Below are 20,037 nucleotides of genomic sequence, written 5' to 3' on the forward strand. Positions count from 1 at the left end.
CGATCCAACGCCTGAAGGCCGTCTCGTCCAGACGGCGAATGGCGTACCACGACGCACCCAGGGACACGCCAAGCCGGCCGCGCGGCTCACGGCGCGCTCGTCGGTGCCGAGGCGAGGCCGGTCGCCGACTCCCCGCCCCGAATCGTCGCCAGCCGATCGACAACGATGGCGTAATCGATCCGCGCCGCGTTGTCACCGACCCCCTGGTGATAACTCTCGTTCGACGCATCCTTCGGCAGACCGGCCCAGAGCTTCGACAGGTTGTAGGCAAAGGTGTCGGTCGGCAGCGTTCCGTCCATCCAGTGATTGACGCCGGCATCCCGAGCCAGCACCAACGCCAGCCGGTCCTGCAAGGCCGGCGTGAACCGCTCGGACCCGGAGAGCCCCAACCGGTCGGTCAGATCCTCCAACGTCGACGGGATGAACTGATAGCGTCCGATGGCCGAGCCCCCATTGCCCGCGTCGAGCAACTGCCGCTGGAAGGCGCGGACCTCGTCCAGGGTCAGGGTCGACAGATCGACCTGGTCCTGGTCCACCTGGTTGTACCAGGCATTGTAGTTGCCGTGCGACTCCGGAACGGCGATCAGATCGAGCAGTTGCCCGAAGCGCCCGTCGGTCGCACTCGGGTGCCTCAAAGGACCCGGCGCACTCGGCGGACCGAGCGTCCCGATCGCGGGAGGCCGATCCACGGGGGCGAGCGGCGTGCTTTGGTTGTACTGACCGATGAGGCGCAGATCCGTGTCGTCCCGTCCGACGACGGCGCGCTCGATCAAGGCCGCGACCGCCTCGCCCGAGGCGCCGGATTCCTCGATCACGGCGTGACGAGCGGCGACCTGTTCGGCGCTGGGCACGAAGGCGAAGAGGGTCGAGTCGGAGGCCTCGCGGTAGAGCGCGACCTGGGCCGGGGTGAGACCATAGCCCTCGATCCGCGCGAGGCGCGTGTCGATCATCGCGGCCCGCGCGGCGCTCCAGCCCGCCGTGCTGCCCGCGGCGGCGCGACCGGCCTCGATCGCATCGGCCACGCTCCCCCCAGTCGACAAGGTCTCCCCGAAGGCCCCGACCGCCTCGGCGATCTGGTGGCTCGCGCCCCCGGCACCCGCCATCGCCAGGGCGCCGGTCTCGGCCGCTCGGATCCAGACTCCGCCCATCTCCCGCTGGACGGTCTCGGCGGCTGGTCGCGGCAGCGAGACCCGATCGTCGATCTCCTCGCCGAGCCGCCGATGCTCAGCGGCGCGCAGGGCGTTCGTGCTGGCCCGGTGCTGCTGCGCCACAGCCTCCGCGCCCACGCTGGAGAACGACTCGACCGCGGCTGGAGCCTGTCCGAGCGTCCCGAGGGTGCCGTCGGCCGCGACCCGCTGCGTGGCGAGTCCGCTCGTGACCTCCTCCCCAGGGTCGTACAGTCCAGCGGCGAGGACGCGGGTCCGTGCTCCACCGAAGCCGGGCGCTGGCGTCGTAAGCCCGAACGATCCCTCGGGCGCGAGGGTCTCAGGGGGGCGCACGCCCACCAGCTCCGCGTAGATCCCTTGGGCCGCGGCTTCCGCCTGCCGTCTCTCCTCGGTGTTCATCGTATCGGCGCGTGCCCCGCCGTAGAACCCCAGTAGCAGCCCCATGCCGGCCATGGCACGGGCTTGCTGACGGTCGCCCACCACGCCACCAGCCATGAGGGCATCCGCCTGGTGGGCCGTATCGCCCGCGAGCCCGAAGCGATCGAGGGTTTGCTCCAGGCGTTCATGGAGTGCCGGATGGGCCAGAAGCAGACCAGACGTCTCGACCGCACCGAAGCTCCCGCTGGTCCCGTACTGGTGTGCGAACTGCGCCGCACGTTCGACCGTGCTCGAGGTGCTCAGGACATCCTGGGCCTGGCGGCCGAGTTGCGCCGATTCCGTCCGGCTTAATCCGTTGGTGTACGTCTCCGCGTGGCCGTGGGAAAGGTCATACGCCAACCCTTCCGAAAAGCTCGCCTGCAGGCGATGATCGGTCGAGACCCGCTGCGCGATCGCCATTCCGATCTCGCTGGCCTGGGCATCCGTGACGTTGTATTCCTGCTGAAGTCGCCCAGCCAACTCGGCTCCCAGCGACTTGACCGCTGGCGGCGTTCGCGCTCCCACTTTCAGCGCCGCGCTCAGTAACGTCCCGTACTCATCCTTACTCAGATTCGAATTCTTGAAGCTTCGGGACAGTTCTTCCGCCGTGCTCAAAACCACCGCATCCGCCCGACTGTACGAGGCGTCCAACCGCTGCCCGAGCGCGTACTGCAAACTGGTCTGATGATTGGCCGCCGCCGAACTCGCCAGCGCCTGACTGAGCGAAGAGCTGAAGCTCTCCTGCGCCTGCTCGGCACTCTGCTCGGCCGAGCGCAGCGTCGTCTGCGCCGACTGTCCGAGGTTGAACGACCACAGCAGCCCCGCCGCTCCTGGGGCCACCGTACCACCGAGCGCGGTGCGCTGGAGCAGCGGCCCCACCGTCCCGGCCGCCTGCGGCTGGAGGACATCGGGCGAGGTGAGCCGCTCGTTGACGTGATCCCCGCTCTGCAACCGACCGGCCAGGTGGGTGGCGGTGATGGCGCTGCCGTAGATCAGCATCAGACTGATCGCCGGGGTCGAGGCGACCAGCATCCCGCCGGTAGCCAAATAGTCCTGCAGCAGCAGATCGCTCTCGTAGAGGGCACGAAAGGACGGCAGGATCACCCCGGCCTGATCCGACAGGGCCTCGAACGCGCGCTGCGCCGCCAGGATCAGATAAAGGTTGGTGATCGCCAGGATCGGCAGCCAGAGCTGGATCCACAGGCCGAAGATCAGATAGCGCCCGACCATGGCGATGCCGATGGGTCCCAAGGCCACGGCAAAGGCCATGAAGGGACCGATGGCGAAGATGAAGCCCTCGAAGAAGGTCATCATGGGGCGCATGATGCGCCCGAACAGCGACGGCTCGGTCGCCCACTGGCCGTTGCGCTGCTGAATCGCCTGGCTGGTCTGCAAGGCGGCATTCCATTGACCGATGTCGTTGTAGTGCTGGATTACCCCGCGCTCGAGCATCGGCAGGATCGCTGTCATCACCATGTACTGCTGGGCCTCGACCGTGTCCTGAGCCAGTGTCGTCAGCGCCGCACGCACCCGGCTGTCGACCGAGCCGCTGTCGATCCCGAGCTTGGCGGCCACCGCCTGCTTGAACTTGGGCAGGAAGGCCGCCGTGGTGTAGGCCGAGAGGCGCCCGTAGGCGTCGACACAGGTCAGCTCCTCGGGCGTCTCGGCGAGGATCAGCTTGGTGGTGCCGGTGACGATTGGCGTCTGCAAGGCGGCGTCCAGGGTCGTCGCCTGCAGCACCGTGTCCATGGTCGTGCCATTGATGCGCCGGTCGACCGCATAGAGCACGCAGTCGGCGACATAGTTGCGCCAGGACTGCTCGACATCGGCCCCGGCGGTCGGGCTGTTGGCCTGCCCCGTCGTCAGGCGCGACAAGGCCGTCTTGCGCACCGTCGCCATCACCTGCAGGGCATCGGCGAAGCCGTGCTCGGTCATGGAGGGTGTCTGAAACGCCTGCTCGAACAGCCGGGTGAGCCCGTAGCCCAGATTGGACACCGCCGAGCCCACCACCGCCGGCCCCAGGGGCACGTTGTCGACCACCCGCGCCGAGCCCGAATAGGCCCCTTCGATCGTCACCGAGACCTTGGGTACGAACAGCAGCGAATAGAGCACGAAGGACACCAGCAGGCCCTGAAAGCGGATGCTTTGCGCGCCCTGGAGCAGCCCCTGAAAGGCGATGATCAGGGTTCCGAGCAGAAAACCGATGCCGACGAAGCGCGTGAAGCTGTCGGCGCCGAAGAGCATGGCGACGGCGTTGAGCACCTGCTCCAGGAACGCGGGGTCACCGATGGAATAGATGGTCCACATACCGGAGCGCCTCCCAAGGGTTGAGGTGGACGAAATGGGGATACCGTGCCGATGGGGCGGACGCGGGACGACGGCCGGGCGAAAGCCCGCTCGCGGCGCGCCGGCCGCGACTCAGGGCGCGGCGTCCGTCTCGACCGCCGCCTCGCCCGGCGCCGCCTGGGTCAGATCCAGGTAGCTCGGCGCCTTGTACTGGGCGAGCAGGTTGCGGTAGGTCTCCAGCAGCTCGTTGGGATTGCCATAGCGCTGCGCCAAGGCGCTGGACTCGGTCCAGATGTCCTCACGGACCGCATCCAGATGCTGGAGCAGTTGAGTGGTGTGGGTGTGCTGGAGGCTCCCGGTCGCCAGCCGCACGCTGCTCAGCAGGTCGCGCACCAGGGTCTGGAGCATCTCCACCGCGAGCATGGGCACGGCGCGGTCGGCGAAGCCCTGGGCCATGCCGGGCTCCAGACGCGCCAGGGTGCGCAGACCGCCGCCGAGTCCGAGCGGGGCGTGCTCCATGAAACCCTTCTCCTCGGCGCTCAGTTCCTCGACGCCGAGGCGGAATTTGTCGATCAGCCCGACCCGAGAGGGATCCCCGACCAGGAGGGCACGCACACGCGGGATCAGCCCTTCGAGTTCGATCTCGGCCTGGGTCGGCTCGCGACATTCCGAGCGCGAGGCACAGCGCCAGACCACGACGCGCTGGGTCTCCCCTTCCCCGCTCCCGTAGAGGAGATCGCTCACCGTCAGGGTCGGCGGCAGGAAGGCGGTCGGCAGGTTCACGCCGCCGTCGGGCGCCTCCTGCAGCCCGCCCTCGGCCGAGCCGACGACGAGGCTGCCGGTGAGACTCATGAGGGCCTCCAGCAGCGCCTGGTCACCGTGGCTGTACCAGCCCTCGACCTCACTGTCAGTGAGGGCCTTCCACACCAGGTTCCCCTCGAACTGCTCGGCGGCCGCCGCCGGGACCTGCTCATAGACGCTCTCCAGCGGTCCTTTGCCCGTGACGGTCGAGCGGTTCTCGAAGACATCGCCCAGCTCATAGAGATCGGCCATGAGGCTCGCCTCCCCCACCCGCTTGCCGGTCAGCGCCGAGGCGGTGTCGTTGACGAGGCCCTGGGCGAGCTGACAGGAGTTGGCCGAGAGGGCATTGATCTGGGCGACCTTCTTCTGCAACTGCTCGATGATCTCGGCGGCAGAGGGGGCCATGGTGGTCAGCGCCAACTGGAAGGCATAGCCGGCGGCATTGGAGGCAATCGACCGCAGCAGGTTGGTGAACTGTTCGACGTTGATGAAGGAGAAGGAGCCGCCGAACAGATCGATCCCGCCGCAGCCGGCCTCGAACGACGGCGGGACGAAGGAGACCGGATGGGCGTCGACGATGCGGTTGCGCGACACCACCGACCCGGCCGACAGCACCCCGCGCCGCTGTCCCAGGTGCGCGGTTGGCGCGGTGACGTTGACCAGGGTGCCGAACATCGCCTCCATCTCGTCATCGAGGTCGGCGTGGACCGTGTTCGCCCAGAGACAGAGACTCACCGGGATCAAGAGCACACGCGTAGCCAGACGGGAATGGCGATAACGGACATGGGAGCACATAGCGAATCTCATTCGGATGGTCCGGGTGCGGGCGAAGCCGAAAGCCCCTCGCCCGCCACGCGGGCGCGCAGCCACTCCAGAAAGGTGTCCGGATCCTCGGACACGCCGAGCGGCGCCTCCGAACCCCAGTCGAGACTCAGCTCGGCGACGATGGGCCGGGTGCGCGCATAGGCCGCCTCATCGATCCAACCGGCCTCATGGGCGGCACGCAGCAGCCGCTGCTCCAGATCGCTCAGGGACACAAGCCCCTGGGCGATCGGCACGATCCCGTCGGGCGGACGGACCAGGAACAGGGCCGGGGTGGAGACGACGCCGAGTCGGGCGGCCTGTCCCAGGTCTCGGCGATAGTCCGCGAACAGCCCGTTCGGCAGCGCTCGGCCATCAAGGGCGATCGCCTGTACGCGCAAGCCGGTCTGCGCGCTCAGCAAGCGCAGAACCGGGGCCTGGGCCGCGCAGTAGGGACAATCCGCGCGGTAGAAAAACCAGAGTCCCGCCGCGTCGGAGAGCGCCTTCAACGCCGCCGCGCGCTGCTGGCCGGCGACACGGTTGAGAAGATTGGCGTAATTGCCCACCGGCCGGCGGGTCGTCTCGTCGAGATAGGGATCGCTCTGGACCACGCGCTGATAGACCTCGGTGAAGCGCGACGCCTTGTCGAGCGCGAGGCGCTGCAAATAGAGATAGAGCGCCACCTTGGTCGGACTCGGATCGTCGATGGCCTGCCGCTGATAGCGCTCCAGATTGGCGCGCAACCAGGCGGCCGAGAGCGGAGCGGGCTCGGGCGGTTGCGGTTGCGCGGCGCTGTCCTGGGTCGCCGGCTCCGCCGTCTCGGTCACCGCGGGCGGCGGCTCTGGCTCTGGCTCTGGTTGCGTTGCGGGCGCTGGAACCTCCAGCGGCTCCGGGGCATACCAGAACCAGCCCTCGGCGCCCCGCTCGTAGAACCGCGCCACTTCGGCCGCTGTCGCCGGGCGCATGAGGCTGCCCAGCAGCAGGAGTGCGAGCCCACCGATGGTGCTAGGCGGCACACGCCTGGTCGTCCAGCCGAGCGCGCCGTACCTGGGGCTCATCCGTCGGCTCCATCGGGCACGGGTCGACGCCGCGCCAAGGGCTGTCCGGAGCTCGCGGCCAGGCGCGTCAACGGATCGATTGGCCGCCCGTGACGACGGATCTCGAAATGCAGATGCGCTCCGGTGGAACGTCCCGTCGAGCCCACCAGGGCGAGGATCTCGCCCGCCTCGACGACTCGCTCGGGCGCCACGAGCGCGCGTTGGAGATGGCCATAGCGCGTCGTCCAGCCCGCGCCATGCTCCAGCTCGACGAGGTGGCCGTAGCCACCGGCCCAACCGGCGCTTCGCACCCGACCCGCGGCGACGGCACGCACGGGCGTGCCGGGCGGTGCCGCCAGATCGATCCCCGCATGGAAGCGTCGATCCTGGGTGATGGGATGCCAACGCCATCCATAGCCCGAGGTCAGCCGGCCCCGGACGGGCCACAGCCAGCCGGCGGGCGCCGTCGACGCAACCGCCGATCGCGCCGGCGCCGGTTCGGCCCGAATGAGGCGGATGGCCCTGACCGCGGTGTCCCGATCGCGCGTGACGAGTCGAATCCGCGGCGGCGCCGGCGGATCGACCCCCGGCCCGGCCGCATGGACCGTCGCGAGCGTCGGCGACGCCCCGGCGATACCGACCGCCAGCGCCGCCCGCAGGATCAACCGACGCCGCGAGGCGGTGGCACCCGGCATGCGGCGCTAGCACGCGTCGCCGCCCGCTGACCGCGCGGCGAGCGCCGTCCCCGGCGGCGAGCGGTGCGGCAGGTACGTCGGTTCGGCCGCCCGCGCGTGCCGCTCGAGCGCCTGGCAGACCTGCCGGACCGTGACCTGCGCGCGGCGCGCGGTCTCTAGATAGCGCTCTCCCGAGGACCGATCGGCGGACCGATCCCAGTCACGCAGGATCCGATCTTCTTCCTCCGGGGTTGGCGTACGCGGACGTCCGCCCTTGGGCAGGTCGTCCGCGAGCCCGAGGAACTTGCGCTGCGCGCAGTAGTAGGTCGCGTTCCAGCCATAGATCTCGATCATCAGCTGACGCGGCGCGCCGGCGCGCAGCAGTGCCTGCTGGGTCTCGCGCAGTCGCTGCTGCTCGGCCACGCGCTGGATCGCGATCCGCGACTGCGCCTGATCGATGTCGATGCGCAGCGCGATGAAATGCTCCGCGACGTTGAAGAGGTAATGCAGATCGCGACTGGGCAGCGCTTCGAGAAAGCGGATCTGTTCCCAACCGAATCCCAGCGCCAGGACGCGCTCGAAATGGCCTTCGTGAATCTGCTCGACGACGAACTGCAGAATGACATCCGCGGGACAGGGTTTGCTCATAGGAACCTGATCTCCATTCGTGCCATGAGGTCTCGACGGCCAACGCCGCGAGCGGTCTCGAACGCCCCCGGTAACGCCCGGTCTCTCCCGCCGGACGTCGCGGGCGACCATCGGATGGCGCGCGCCGGCCGGGGCCGCTCGGGCGTGCGCCGGATGGGTGACCCCATCGTTCAAACGCGTTCCTCGCCGGGAGCCGGATCCTCGTCGCTGGCCTCCGTCTCCAGCCCCTCCTCCTCCTCGGGAACCGACACCAGTTCGCGCGCGGCCTCATCGACCGCCGCGCGCTGACCGCGCCGCTCGGCGGCCGCATAGGCGCGCCGGTGCAGCCCGATGAACTCCTGCCCCGCCCCGCCGATGCGGTGGCGCCACCGGAGGGCGACCGCCAGGCGCTCCTTGCTCGGCAGCAGGCCGGAGAGCCAAAGGGTGTCGAGCCCCATCAAGAACCGATCGAGCTCCTGGATGAGGTTGGCGTAGAGGGCGATGGCCGGCGAGGCCACATGGACGGTCGCGGTGATCGGATGGGTGTAGCGCGGGCAGGTCTTGTCCAGGCCACGGTCGGCCAGCAGAACCCGCAGACGGGCGATCTCGCGCTGAAGCTCGTCGGCCAGTCCTTCGAGCCGCGCGCGGATCAGGGTTTCGACCCGCTCGGCCTCGTCGTCGTCGCCAACCAGGTGCAGGATCACCTCGATGCCGTAGAGGGCATGCACCGCCGGGCGAAATTCGCGATCGCGCAGCAGCCGGCGGGCGTATTCGCTCTGAATCCGCAGCCTCAGGTCGAAAACCGGACGGCTGTGGCGATAGGGCGACCGGGCGCGCGAGGAGACAAGCGCGGGCGCGCTCCGAGCGGTATCCAATGGCGTTTCGTCCGTCGACATCGTGAAGATCCGTCCGAGTTGTGCGATAAGGGCCGGCCGTCGAGCCGGGACGGACACGCCTGAGACGCCTCCGTCCACGCCCGCTCCAGGTCGCCATGCGGCGATCGAGTCGAAAGCGATTTTTGACGTGACGACAGGGCCTTGCAATCGATTAACGGTCCCTCCGCGGGGATACGGTTTTCCGGGGTCAAGCGCCTTGCGGGCGTCGGTCAGGCCGCCGTCCTACTCCGTCAGGCGCCGAGCCTCGGCATCGATCTGGATCAGCCCCCGGGGACGCCCGCTCGCCGGATCCCTAGTGCGCATGGCCGCCGCCAGCAGGGCGGTCGGAACGAGCGGCCGGCCGAATCCCGGCGTAACGTCGAGCAGCAGTACCCGATCGCTCGCCGGGTCGTAGCCGCCGATGGGCGAGAAATGGCCGAGCGACAGGCCGTGGATCGGTTTCCGATCGAAGTTCACGATCAGCCGGCGTCCGGGGGTGCTTAGGGAGCGCAGCAGGTCGCGAAAAGCCGGCTCCGTCAGATCGCGCCGCACCCGCACCGGCCCGATCCCCGTCGCTTCCGCCAGCGCCGCCAACTCGTCGAGCGTCAGGCCCGTCCCCGCCATCCGCAGCCACGCCAGCGTGTCGCCCCGAAAGAGGTCGCGCTCGCGCGCGACCGGTCGGTCCAGCGAGGCGAGGACGTTGCGCAGGCTCGCCGGGCCGCACGAGGACCACAGCTCCTGCGTCCGGAAGTCCCGCAGGAAATCCCGAGCCAGCGGGGTTTGCTGAAGCGCCACCCAGGCCGGACCCTCGGTCGACACCCCGGATGCGAAACGCTCCGGGTGCGGCGCGACGCGGCTTTGGCCATACCAACCGAGGCCGCCCAGCAGCGTCAGCGACAGGACCAGCGCGAGTCCCCACCCGCGACGGGGTGTACGCTCGGTTGGCTCAGCGGGCGGAGCGATCGGATCGTTCATGGGACGTGCCTCCGTATGCCGTGGTCCCGGCGCACCAGCATGGATGTCTGCATTTCAGCCTAGCGACGCGGGGTTTCCTTGAACAGGCGTCTTTGACGCCTCCTTCGGTCGTTCAGTGACATTGGCGTCTTTGACGCCTTGTCGGACTGGCCGGTCTCGCTATCCTGATCGCAAGCCCACAAACGAGAGACTTAATCCATCCAATGAACGCGGATTTTTGCCATTCGACGGGGGGCGGCGATCCACGCCGTGACGTCGTCCTGACGGAGCGAGACGCACGGCGCGACCCGCCGGAGCCTCTTGCGCGCCTGTCTGGATGCCGGGGCGGCGGGGTACCTGGGCAAAGGGGTCTTGCCGGAGGAGTTGTGGCGGGCGGTGCGCACCGTCGCCCTGGGCGGGCGCTCTGTGGAGCCAATGCTCCAGGCGCGGCTTGACCTGCACATCGCCGGCGCCGACGCCGAGGCCGAAATCCGCGCGCAGCTGCTGGCCGGGCGTCGCGGCAACGTGCTGCGTCTGCTGCTCGAGGGGCATTCCCCCGCCGAGATCGCCGCGACGCTGCCGATCACCAAGAAGCACGTCGACAAGAAGATCGCGGAGATCAAGACACTCCTGGGTGTCGACACGCCGATCCGGATCTATCGGTTGTGTCGCGAGCTCGGCCTCGTCGACGACTGATCCAGAGGAGGAGGTTCGTCATGACCACCGCGGAGCCCAAGGCCATCTACGACCCGGACCTGGCCCTCGCCCGCGCCGGCGGGCGCGCCGACGTCCGTGACCGGATGTTGATCGGTCTGCTTGACCTGCTGGATGACCCGGCGCGCGGTGGGCGGCTGCTCGACGTGACGCGCTACGGCCTTGAGACCACCGCCTGCCTCGAGGCGGTGCATGGCGCGATCGGCGTCGCTCGGCAGGTGGCGACGCCGCGGCTCGAAGCGCGGCTGCGGGCGTTGAAAGCGGCGCTCGACGCTGGCGATCTGGCGGAGGCCGAGCGCGTGGGGCGGCTCCTGCCGGCCGCCATCGACGCCGTCTGCGCCGCGCTCGGTGGTGCCGACTGAATCGCCTGGGTGGTGTGAAGACCATGATCCTCCTGTCCACTCGAAGAGGAGAGTCCATGGCATGGACCTGTCGCGTCATCGCCCGCGGAAGGGACGACGGATCGTTTGGCGCTCGGGATGTTCGGTTTGCCGTGCCGCCGCTCCGCCGGCCAGGGCACGCACCCGAACGATCGCCGGCGCGTCGGCATGGCTGTCACGCCCATCCGGCCTCTGGGTTCTGGCCCTATCGCTGTGCTGGTGGCCCAACCCGAGCCCGGTGGCCGCCGAGGCGTGCCGGGAGGCCCCGGTGATGCTCGTCCATCCCGCCGTGACGCCGCCCTATGACCGGGTCATCGAGCAACTCGCCGAGGGGGTGGCCCAGGGCGTGAGCCAGCCCATCGGGGTTTGCGCGCTCGACGCCCTGAGCGCTCGCTCCTGGTCGAGTCCGCCCCGCCAGGTCGTGGCCGTCGGCGCGGCGGCCTACACCGCGGCCGAGGCGGCCTTTCCAGGCGCCCGGATACGGCCGGTGCTGGTCGCGACCTTGCCCGCGCCGGCGCGGGACGGACTCTCCGCCTACGTCGATCCCGCCCTGGTACTCGCGCCGCTGCGGGCGCTCTCCCCAGGCACCGAGGCGCTCTATTTCATCCATCGTCGCGACGGGCCGGGGGAACTGGTCCAGCGCGCGCAACGCGCGGCCGAACAGCTCGGTCTGCGCTGGATTCCGATCGCGGTGGGCGGTCTGCGCGAAGCCGCCTTGGCCATCGAGCGGGTCCGAGGGGAGGCCAGCACCGCCAGCGCCGTCTGGTTCCATCGCGATGTCCTGGCGCTCCATCCCGACATTCTGATCCCGCCGATCGTGAAGCGGAGCTGGGAGGTCGGCTTTCCGGTCATCAGCGACGACGCCGACACCGTGGAGCGGGGTCTGCTCTTCGCGCTGACCCCCGACTATCGGGCGATCGGGTACGCGGCGGCCGGGCGCTTGGCCGACGAGCGTCCGGGTCTGCACGACATCCGCTGGGTCCGTCGGGTGCTCAACGCCCGCACGGCCCGCGCCATCGGACTCGCGGTGAGGCCGGGAGTGGAGGCGAGCTTCGATGCGGTCTACGAGTGAAAGGCCCCCTGCAGGCCAGAAGTCCTATGTCCGCCAGCTCATGGAGGCCTTCGCGCTCTTGGCGCTGGGACTTGGACTCGCGGTGCCCTTGATCCTGTTCTGGACCGCTTGGCAACAGGCGCGGCTGTTCAGCGAGCAGACCGCCGAAGAGCTGGCCAGGATCCTGGCCGAGGACGCCCGCTATGCCCTGCTGGTGGGCTCGCGCCCGGATGCCCAGGCGCTCGCCGGCAGCCTGCTGAAGTTCCCGGATCTGATCCAGGTCCGGCTGCTCGACGCGGAGGGGCAGGTGTTGGCCGAGGTCGCCGCGCCGGAACCGGTGTCGGCCAAACGAACCGCGCCGGTGGAGCGGGCGATCCTGGCCGTGGCCCAGGGACCGGCGACGGCCTTGGACGCCCCCGTCGCCGCAGGGGAGGCCCCGCTCGGGCGCGTGGTCCTGACCCTGTCGCTCGACCGGGCCTTCGCCTTCGCGCTGGAGACGGCCCAGGCGTCTCTCGCGCAGCTCGGGATCCTGACGCTGGTTCTGGGCCTCGCCGCCGCTTCCCTGTCGCTGCGCATGCTCGCCCCGCTCGGCACCCTGGTGCGCCGTCTGGGCGATCCGCTCGAGACGGTGCTACCCACCCCGCCGGCCGCGAGTCCAGCGGAGGTGCATCGCCTCTATGTGGCGGTGGCGGCGATGCGGGCGCGGCTCGCCGAGAATCACCGGCACTTGCAGGCCCATGCCGAGGAACTCGAGGCCCGAGTCGCGGCACGCACGCAAGACCTCCGCTCGGCCCGCGATGCCGCCGAGCAGGCGAATCGCGCCAAGACCCTCTTCCTCGCCAATGTCAGCCACGAGCTGCGGACCCCCTTGCAGGCGATCATTCTGCATGCGCGCCTGCTCGAGCGGCATCAGAGCGGTTCCGGCACCGCATCGTTGACGGTGATTCGGCGGGCGTCCAACCAACTGCTCGAGCTGATCGAGCAGCTCCTCCAACTCACCAAGGTCGAGTCCGGGCGGCCGATCGAGGTGACCTATCAGCGCTTCACGCTTGACGCCCTTCTCAAGGATGTGGTCAGCACACTGGAGCCCACGCTGTCGCCGCGCAACCGGTTCGCGCTACGGCTCCCGGACACCGAGGTCACCCTGATCAGCGATCGCGCACGTCTGACCCAGGTGCTCTACAACCTGATCCGCAACGCCGATACGTTCACCGACGGCGGTGTGATCCGACTGACCCTTGAGCCTGGCCGCGACGGCGCGTCCGCCGTCATCCAGGTGGCCGACGAAGGCATCGGCATTCAACCGGACGAGCAAGAGCGGATCTTCGAGCCCCTCTATCAGGGTGTCAGCGGGATTGCCGGGGCGGTCTCCTCGGGGATCGGGCTGGGGCTCTGGCTGAGTCGGCGCTTTGTCGAAACCCTGGGTGGCCGCCTCACGGTCACCAGCGAGCCGGGGATCGGCAGTTGCTTTCGCATCGAGCTCCCGCCGCGCCTCAAGCGTTGGGGCTGGAGCCAACGCCCGCTGAAGCCTCTCCGCACCGCGGGCAACGCCTCCTGTTCGCCGAGGACGAGGACAGCATCCGCGCTCCCCTGGCGCTCTTTCTGCGCGAGGCCGGTTTCCGCGTCGACGCCTGCGCCGACGGTACCGCCGCTTTGGCCTTGTTGGAGCGGTCCCCGCACGCCTACGCCGCCGTGATTCTCGATCACCGCCTGCCGGGCCGCCAGGGACTCGACATCCTGGCGTGGCTGCGCGCCTCTCCCGCGAATACCACCCCGGTCGTGATCCTGACCGGGGACGACCGGGCACCCCTGCAGGCGGCGATCGCCCGCCTCGGTGCCCACCTGATGGTCAAGCCCGTGCAGCCGGAGCGGCTCATTGGGACCATCGTGACGCTGATCGAGCCGTCCGAGGAGACGACTCGCGGCCACCTGAGGTGACGACCGATGAAACGATCCCTGTTCGCCGCCTTGGGCGCGCTCGCCGGCCCCGCGTTGGCCCAGACCTCCGCGGAGGAACTGTTCGGCTCGGAGCGAACCGTCAGCCTCGCGACCGGACGCGCCCATCTCTATCGCACGGCCCCGGCGGTCGCGACCGTCATCACCGCCGAGGAGATCCGTAACGGCGGGTTCCGTAGCGTCGTCGAGGCGCTGCGGTTGGTGCCCGGATTTCATCTGGGCTTGACCAATGACTACGCGCCGAACGTCCTGGTGCGTGGCTTCTCGAGCCTCGGCTCAGGCAACCTCCTGGTGCTGCTCGATGGGGTGCCCCAATCGGATCTGATCCTGGGGAATCCGCTCGGCGTGCTGGGCGTCATTCCCCTCGACGCCATCGACCGGATCGAGGTGACGCGCGGACCGGGCTCCTCGGTGTTCGGCGCGGAGGCCTTCTCCGGGGTGGTCAACGTCATCACCCGCCAACGGGTCGAGCGGCCGCAGGTCACGCTCGGCGGCGGCTCACAGCACACGGTCGACGGACGCTTCTTGGCTGGGGAAAGCCGTGAGTCGGTGGATCTGGTGCTCAGCGCCGAGGTCATGGAGACGGACGGGCCTACGCCCGTGATTCGTGCCGACCGCTTATCTCAGATTGATACGGTGCTCGGGAGCGGTTTTTCACTGGCGCCGAGCGCGGTCAACACCGACCAACGCAATCTGGGCGTGCTGGCGAAGGCCCGATTCGGTCAGACGCACGCCATGCTGAGGCTTTCGCGCACGAGGCAGGGTCTTGGTGCCGGGATCCTGAGTGCCATCGATCCCACCGGGACGCGCACGCTGGAGACGGTCGAAGGGCGGCTAGCGCGCGAGGTCAAATTCAACGATCGGCTCGTGCTGACGCTCCAACTGGATGCCGCGCAGACCCGTCTCGCGCTCGATGACATCACCTGGATTCCCACCTCGGCGCTCTTCTCGGAGGGGCTGCGCTTCGATGCCTCGGCCGAGCAGGAGACCTGGCGCCTGCGCTCGGATCTTCGCTATGCCGCCACCGATCGGCATTTCATCACCCTGGGATTCGGGCATGAAGAGATCCACTACGCGGTCGACGCCCTGGAGCTGATCGGATTGGATTCCGCCGCCGCGGGTCTGGGGAGCGTCTCTGGGATGGGAGCGACAGGGAGTGCTTCGACGTTGAGTGATCCGCTGGCGGGGTATGCCAGCGCATTGACACACTGGCTATCCGCCGCCGCGACGGGGTCTGACGACGACGGGCGTCGCCGACGGCTGTCCGCCTATCTCCAGGACGAATGGCTGATCGCCCGGAAATGGTCGCTGACCTGGGGCGCACGCCTCGACGACGACTCGGACGTTGGAACCCAGATCAGCCCGCGCGCCGTTCTGGTCTGGACGCCGCTGCCGGAATGGACCGCGAAGCTGCTCTATGGCGAGGGCTTTCGTGCCCCGACACTCCTGGAAACGCACAACGGCCTATTACCGGTCTATCGCACAACGGCCTATTACCGGTCTATCAAGCCAACGCGGCGCTTGAATCCGAGCGTCTGCGCACCCTTGAGCTGGCCCTGCGGTATCAGCCCCATCCGGATCTGGCGCTCGGGATGAATCTCTTCCGCCATGAGACGGTCGATCAGATCCGGTTGCAGAATCGCGGCGTCTATGCCGAGCCGGAGAATGTCGGCCGTCAGGTCGGCCAAGGCGCCGAGCTTGAGATGCGCTGGGCGCTCGCGCGCGACCTGCTCCTGCGTGGCTGGTACGCCTATCAGTACAACACCGACGAAACGACCGGAGAGGACGCCGGCTACAGCCCGCACCATCGCCTCTACGGCTCCCTGCAGTACCGCTTGGGCCGGACCTTCTTCAATCTTCAGGGGATGTACGTGGGCGACCGCGCCCGCGTGGCGGAGGATACGCGGGACGAAGCGCCCGAGTATGGACAACTCGATCTGCTGATGCGCCACGATCTGACCAAGCTGGTTTCCGTGCAACTCGACATCCGCAACCTCCTGAACGGGAATCTCGTGGAGGCCTCGGCCGGAACCTCGCTGCCGCAGGATCTGCCCTTGGCGGCCCGCACCGTCTATGGGTCGATCGAGGTGCGGTTCTGAGTGTGCCGCGCCGGGGGCCTCGGCCTGAGGGGTGCGAAACGGTCCCGCCGCGCCGGGACCGTTTCCGCCGCACGACAGCGGGAATCGACTCTGGACACGTCCGCGCCGAGCCGGCGGTCGGTCCGTGCGAACGCACCAACGCCCCCTGCGGTTGTCGCACTGACATCGAGGTGGCCGTGTCGCGGATGGGATTGGCGTCGATTGATGCGTCTGAACGCAGGAGGCATCGCCCATCCATCCGCCGGCGCGCCGCCCCATCCGATGGACCACCAGCGCGGAGTAGAGGGCATGAATGACGAGGCGATCATCGCCGCCATGCGGGAATGGATCGAACAGGCGGTCATCGGGCTCAACCTGTGCCCCTTCGCCAAAGCGGTCTACGTGAAACACCGGGTGCGGTTCGTGGTGAGCCGGGCGCGGCATCTGGACGGACTCTTGGAAGACCTGGATCGCGAGCTGGAGTTTCTGGCCGCCGCCGACCCCGCCGTGGTCGAGACGACCTTGCTGATCCATCGCACGCTGCTGCCGGACTTTCTCGATTTCAATGCGTTCCTCCCGCTGGCCGAAGCGTCCGTGGAGGAACACGACCTGCAAGGTGTGATCCAGATCGCCAGCTTTCATCCGGCCTACCAGTTCGCGGGAACGGAACCCGGAGATCTCGGGAACCTCACCAACCGGGCGCCGTTTCCGACCCTGCACCTGCTGCGCGAGGCCAGCATCGACCGGGCGGTGGCCGCCTTCCCCGAAGCCGAAACCATTTATGAGCGCAATATCGAGACGCTCGACGCCTTAGGGTCGGCGGGATGGCGCGCCTTGTGGAGTCAGCCGTGAGCCGGGCGTGACCAACCGGCAGGGCTGTCGGACGGTCGAGATCAAGAACCGTCAGGCCGCGCGCATCTCCAGCCGGCCCGTTGTCCTGTGCGAGCGAATGGATCCGCTGCGCCGCGAGCGGGTCGTGCGGCCCGGCGGACACCTTTCTTCAAGATCTGGTCTGCGGGGCGCAGCACACGCGCCTTGGCCGAAGCGCTCGAAGGGCGGATGATCCCCGAGGAGGCCAGAGCCATCGACCGCCGGCTCGCCGACGACGATGGCCCACACCCGATCACCGAGGGAGCGCGCAATTAGTCGATCAGCCTGACGCGAAACGCACGTCCCTTCAGCCTGCCGACGGACAGCTTCTTCAACGCCGCCTCCACGCGCTCTCGGCTGACCGCCACATAGGCCCACTGGTCGGCGATCTGGATCTTTCCCACTTGGTCACCGCGAAGACCACCCGGCCCCGTCAACGCGCCCAGGATATCGCCCGGGCGAACCTTTTGCTTCTTGCCACCATCGATCTGAAGGGTGGCCATCGGCGGCACCATCGGGCGCTGCTTCAGCAGGTCGAGTGACGGCAATAACGCGCTGTCCATGATGGGATCCACCGTGGTGTCCAATGCGGCGACGCGATGCGCCTCCCCTTCATCGTAGAGCGAAAAGGCCACCCCCTGGCGACCGGCACGCCCGGTACGACCAACGCGATGGAGATGCCCCTCCGCCTCCAGTGCAATCCGGTAGTTGATCACCGCATCGAGTGCGTCGATGTCCAAACCACGGGCCGCCACATCGGTGGCCACCAGCACCGAGATGCTCTTATTGGAGAACCGCGCCAGAACCTCATCCCGCTCCCGTTGCTCCAGGTCACCGTGCAGTGCGAGGACGCTAAAACCACTGTCCCGCAACCCCTGAGCCACCTGGCGCGTGTCGACCTTGGTATTGCAAAACACCAGGGTCGACACCGGTTGGTGCTGCAACAGCAAGAGGCATAGCGCTTGCTGCCGCTGGTGATCGTCGGTCACGCGATAGAAGTGCTGGGCGATACTGCGATTGTCGTGGGTGGACGCCACTTGGGCCATGATCGGTTCCGTCATGATCCGCCGAGCGATGGCCTGGATCCGATTGGGGTAGGTGGCGCTAAACAGCAGGGTTTGGCGTCTCGTCGGGGTCCGCTCGATGATCGCCTCCAGCGACTTTTCAAAGCCCATCTCAAGCATCCGATCCGCCTCGTCGAGCACCAGCATGGTCACCTCATCCAACCGCAGCGTGCCGCGCTCCAGGTGATCCGCGATCCGACCCGGGGTTCCCACCACGATATGGGCGCCGTGTTCCAGCGAGCCGATCTGAGGGCCAACGGCGACCCCGCCGCAGAGTGTCAGCACCTTGATGTTGTGCCTCCTGCGCCCCAGTGCGCGGATCTCCTGGGCCACCTGATCGGCGAGTTCACGGGTGGGACAGAGGACGAGAGACTGGACCCGAAAGCGCCCGACATCGAGCCGCTCCAGGAGACCGAGCCCAAACGCGGCAGTCTTCCCCGAACCGGTCTTTCCTTGTGCGATGACATCCCGCCCCGCCAGGATATCCGGACAACTCAGGGCCTGGATGGGGGTCATGGTGTGATAGCCGAGCGAGGACAGATTCTCCAGCAGATCCGGGCTGAGGTTGAGCGAGGTGAAGGGCGTCTGGGTCAAGAGGGGTGTCCCGCCGTGGCGCTGGCGTCGTCCGGTGGCGTGCGACCCTCGCGGTACTCCAACTGCAGGCCGCTGAGAAAGTTTCGCAGAATTTGATCTTTACATTGGCGGTAGTGTTTATGGCCCGGCTTGCGAAAGAACGCACTCAACTCATGCGGACTGATACGCAGATCGCTGGCGGCCAGGATCCGCAGGATAGCGTCCGCCTCCAGATCCAACGCGATCTTGAGCTTTCTAAAGATGATGTTGTTGTTCAATGATTGTTCCGGCGCGGGCTGTGCGCCGTCTTTCTTTCCCCGCCGCTCAATGATCAAGCCGTTGAGGAAGGTCGCCAATTGCTGATCGCTACAAGCCTCGAACTCCGGATCATCGTCTTTCTTCAACCACTTGCTGACTTGCGGGCGGGTCACCCGACTGTCCGCCGCGGCAAACACCGCCATCATCTTGAGATCGTCGAAATCGAAGGTGTATCGAAGACGGCGCAGGACATCGTTGTTGGTCATACAGGGGCTCAATGGCTAAATCAATCAGGTAATCCCCCGGCTCCGCCGGGGAAACAGGGGTGCGACCAAGGATGGCTTGTGTGAGCCGGGTACTGGGGGCGTGCAAGATCCCGATCAGTACCCGGACCAGGGTGTGCTTCATCGCTTGCTCGTCGCGGAGATCGCCGTCGGGCCGCGACCGGAGCGCTGGATTCGGCTGGCTGAGGAAGCTTGCTAATCAGGATGGCTCTTGATGGATTCCAGACCGCCTCGGCCGGGAGGGTCGACCTCCAAGTCGACCAAGCGCCAACGCGAGAGCACCCGGACCGGCGGCTCTCCTAGCGCGATCCGACCTAAACCCACCGGTCGCCCGAGAGGGCGACCCTCCCGGCGACTCGCTGTCCGGAGTCCAGAAAAAGCCATCAGGGTAACCGAAGGTCTTGGCCACCAGGAAGAGGCTCCCGCGATTGAGGACGAAACCGACGCGCGCGGGGAGGATCAGGAACTCAAGGGCGAAGGTGTCGGCGTGCGCTTGGAAGCCAAGTCCTTCAGGGCCGGCAATCACCCGCCAATACGCCCAGCCGAGATCCTCGTAGCCGAGCATGAGCCTGGCGATCTCCGGTCCTGGACGCGGGTCGATGCCGGAATCCGGGGACGCGTGTCGTCGGCGTCCATCTCCCCGGCCGGCGGACGGCTGGCGTTCGAGGCCCAGCTCAGGAGACCAGATGGAGTGCAACCCATGGCGCCAGATTCAGCAGCAGGATGCCGAGCTTATAGGCCGCCATGCCAGCATAATGGATCGTATCGAACGTCTCGACGGAGAGCCGGAACCAGCGGCCTTGGAGTCGATACATCCCGTCGTGGGCCAGGATAAACAACGCGAACCAGAGCAGCAGGAAGCCATAGTTGATTATGGTCGACCACAAAAGCACGTCTTTGAGCAGGATGAGTGTCACGGCGCCTCCGGATGGCGATGGCCCCAAAGCGGCCCGCTCAGGGAGGAAATAGGGGGGGAAATAGGGGACAGACCCTGAGGTATCCCCTAACTATTTTAAACAAAGACTTAAACAATGATTGCGGCGCGACAATGAACAGGCACAGGGGATCGTGGTCCTTGGGAAGTGACGAAACCACCCAGGAGACCCCCGATGCCTGTCATCACGATTCTACACCGATGCCTGGATCCGTTACTTCCACACATCTATTGCCG

16 protein-coding genes and 1 pseudogene are annotated in these 20,037 nt (G+C 67.7%); 7 read left to right on the forward strand and 10 right to left on the reverse strand.

Annotated elements, in window-relative coordinates; genetic code table 11:
• Positions 1 to 86: 86 nt before the first annotated feature.
• The 7 genes from CKO27_RS19180 to CKO27_RS19210 all read right to left on the reverse strand — a co-directional run bounded on the left by CKO27_RS19180 (position 87) and on the right by CKO27_RS19210 (position 9,659).
• The gene (locus CKO27_RS19180) at positions 87 to 3,890 is read right to left on the reverse strand and encodes a conjugal transfer protein TraG N-terminal domain-containing protein (protein WP_200376531.1); all 3,804 of its coding nucleotides are present in this window, start codon (positions 3,888 to 3,890) and stop codon (positions 87 to 89) included.
• 111 nt (positions 3,891 to 4,001) lie between these two features.
• Positions 4,002 to 5,477 (reverse strand): conjugal transfer protein TraH, encoded by a 1,476-nt coding sequence (locus tag CKO27_RS19185; RefSeq protein ID WP_242471002.1) that lies wholly within the window; start codon positions 5,475 to 5,477, stop codon positions 4,002 to 4,004.
• Entirely contained in the window at positions 5,474 to 6,529 is a 1,056-nt protein-coding gene (locus tag CKO27_RS19190) for a conjugal transfer protein TraF (RefSeq protein WP_200376532.1), read from the reverse strand. The genes CKO27_RS19185 and CKO27_RS19190 overlap by 4 nt, the downstream gene beginning before the upstream one ends.
• Positions 6,526 to 7,203 (reverse strand): M23 family metallopeptidase, encoded by a 678-nt coding sequence (locus CKO27_RS19195; RefSeq protein ID WP_200376533.1) that lies wholly within the window; start codon positions 7,201 to 7,203, stop codon positions 6,526 to 6,528. The genes CKO27_RS19190 and CKO27_RS19195 overlap by 4 nt, the downstream gene beginning before the upstream one ends.
• A gap of 6 nt (positions 7,204 to 7,209) precedes the next feature.
• Positions 7,210 to 7,830 (reverse strand): STY4526/YPO1902 family pathogenicity island replication protein, encoded by a 621-nt coding sequence (locus CKO27_RS19200; RefSeq protein ID WP_200376534.1) that lies wholly within the window; start codon positions 7,828 to 7,830, stop codon positions 7,210 to 7,212.
• 170 nt (positions 7,831 to 8,000) lie between these two features.
• Positions 8,001 to 8,705, reverse strand: coding sequence for a DUF1845 domain-containing protein (locus tag CKO27_RS19205; RefSeq protein WP_200376535.1), 705 nt, complete (start codon positions 8,703 to 8,705; stop codon positions 8,001 to 8,003).
• 222 nt (positions 8,706 to 8,927) lie between these two features.
• Positions 8,928 to 9,659 carry a phytochelatin synthase family protein gene (locus CKO27_RS19210; RefSeq protein WP_200376536.1) on the reverse strand — a complete coding sequence of 244 codons (732 nt, stop codon included), beginning with the start codon at positions 9,657 to 9,659 and terminating at the stop codon, positions 8,928 to 8,930.
• A 300-nt stretch (positions 9,660 to 9,959) separates the two neighbouring features.
• Here CKO27_RS19210 and CKO27_RS19215 point away from each other — a divergent pair, with 300 nt between their 5' ends.
• The 7 genes and pseudogenes from CKO27_RS19215 (at position 9,960) to CKO27_RS19240 (ending at position 16,669) form a co-directional block, all read left to right on the forward strand.
• Positions 9,960 to 10,334 carry a helix-turn-helix domain-containing protein gene (locus CKO27_RS19215; RefSeq protein ID WP_242471003.1) on the forward strand — a complete coding sequence of 125 codons (375 nt, stop codon included), beginning with the start codon at positions 9,960 to 9,962 and terminating at the stop codon, positions 10,332 to 10,334.
• Positions 10,335 to 10,354: 20 nt separating this feature from the next.
• The gene (locus tag CKO27_RS19220) at positions 10,355 to 10,714 is read left to right on the forward strand and encodes a hypothetical protein (protein WP_200376537.1); all 360 of its coding nucleotides are present in this window, start codon (positions 10,355 to 10,357) and stop codon (positions 10,712 to 10,714) included.
• A gap of 61 nt (positions 10,715 to 10,775) precedes the next feature.
• The gene (locus CKO27_RS19225) at positions 10,776 to 11,804 is read left to right on the forward strand and encodes a type 1 periplasmic-binding domain-containing protein (RefSeq protein ID WP_242471004.1); all 1,029 of its coding nucleotides are present in this window, start codon (positions 10,776 to 10,778) and stop codon (positions 11,802 to 11,804) included.
• Positions 11,788 to 13,479 (forward strand): ATP-binding protein, encoded by a 1,692-nt coding sequence (locus CKO27_RS19230; protein WP_242471005.1) that lies wholly within the window; start codon positions 11,788 to 11,790, stop codon positions 13,477 to 13,479. The genes CKO27_RS19225 and CKO27_RS19230 overlap by 17 nt, the downstream gene beginning before the upstream one ends.
• On the forward strand, positions 13,386 to 13,721 hold the full coding sequence (locus CKO27_RS24650; RefSeq protein ID WP_242471007.1) for a response regulator: 336 nt from the start codon (positions 13,386 to 13,388) through the stop codon (positions 13,719 to 13,721). Before CKO27_RS19230 ends, CKO27_RS24650 begins: the two co-directional genes overlap by 94 nt.
• 6 nt (positions 13,722 to 13,727) lie before the next feature.
• Positions 13,728 to 15,838 (forward strand): annotated as a pseudogene (locus CKO27_RS19235) (TonB-dependent receptor plug domain-containing protein).
• Positions 15,839 to 16,042: 204 nt separating this feature from the next.
• Positions 16,043 to 16,669 carry a DUF1415 domain-containing protein gene (locus CKO27_RS19240; protein WP_242471006.1) on the forward strand — a complete coding sequence of 209 codons (627 nt, stop codon included), beginning with the start codon at positions 16,043 to 16,045 and terminating at the stop codon, positions 16,667 to 16,669.
• Between the two features lie 290 nt (positions 16,670 to 16,959).
• Here CKO27_RS19240 and dbpA read toward each other — a convergent pair whose 3' ends face one another.
• From dbpA to CKO27_RS19255, 3 genes are all read right to left on the reverse strand, one after another.
• Positions 16,960 to 18,345 (reverse strand): ATP-dependent RNA helicase DbpA, encoded by a 1,386-nt coding sequence (dbpA, locus tag CKO27_RS19245; RefSeq protein ID WP_200376538.1) that lies wholly within the window; start codon positions 18,343 to 18,345, stop codon positions 16,960 to 16,962.
• A complete protein-coding gene (locus CKO27_RS19250) occupies positions 18,342 to 18,848 on the reverse strand; it encodes a YehS family protein (RefSeq protein WP_200376539.1) in 507 nt (168 codons plus the stop codon). The genes dbpA and CKO27_RS19250 overlap by 4 nt, the downstream gene beginning before the upstream one ends.
• A 692-nt stretch (positions 18,849 to 19,540) precedes the next feature.
• Positions 19,541 to 19,783: a DUF6868 family protein gene (locus tag CKO27_RS19255; RefSeq protein ID WP_200376540.1), complete on the reverse strand. Its 243-nt coding sequence runs from the start codon at positions 19,781 to 19,783 to the stop codon at positions 19,541 to 19,543.
• Positions 19,784 to 20,037: the final 254 nt, after the last annotated feature.

The organism is Thiocystis violacea (assembly GCF_016583575.1).
Classification (GTDB): domain Bacteria; phylum Pseudomonadota; class Gammaproteobacteria; order Chromatiales; family Chromatiaceae; genus Thiocystis; species Thiocystis violacea.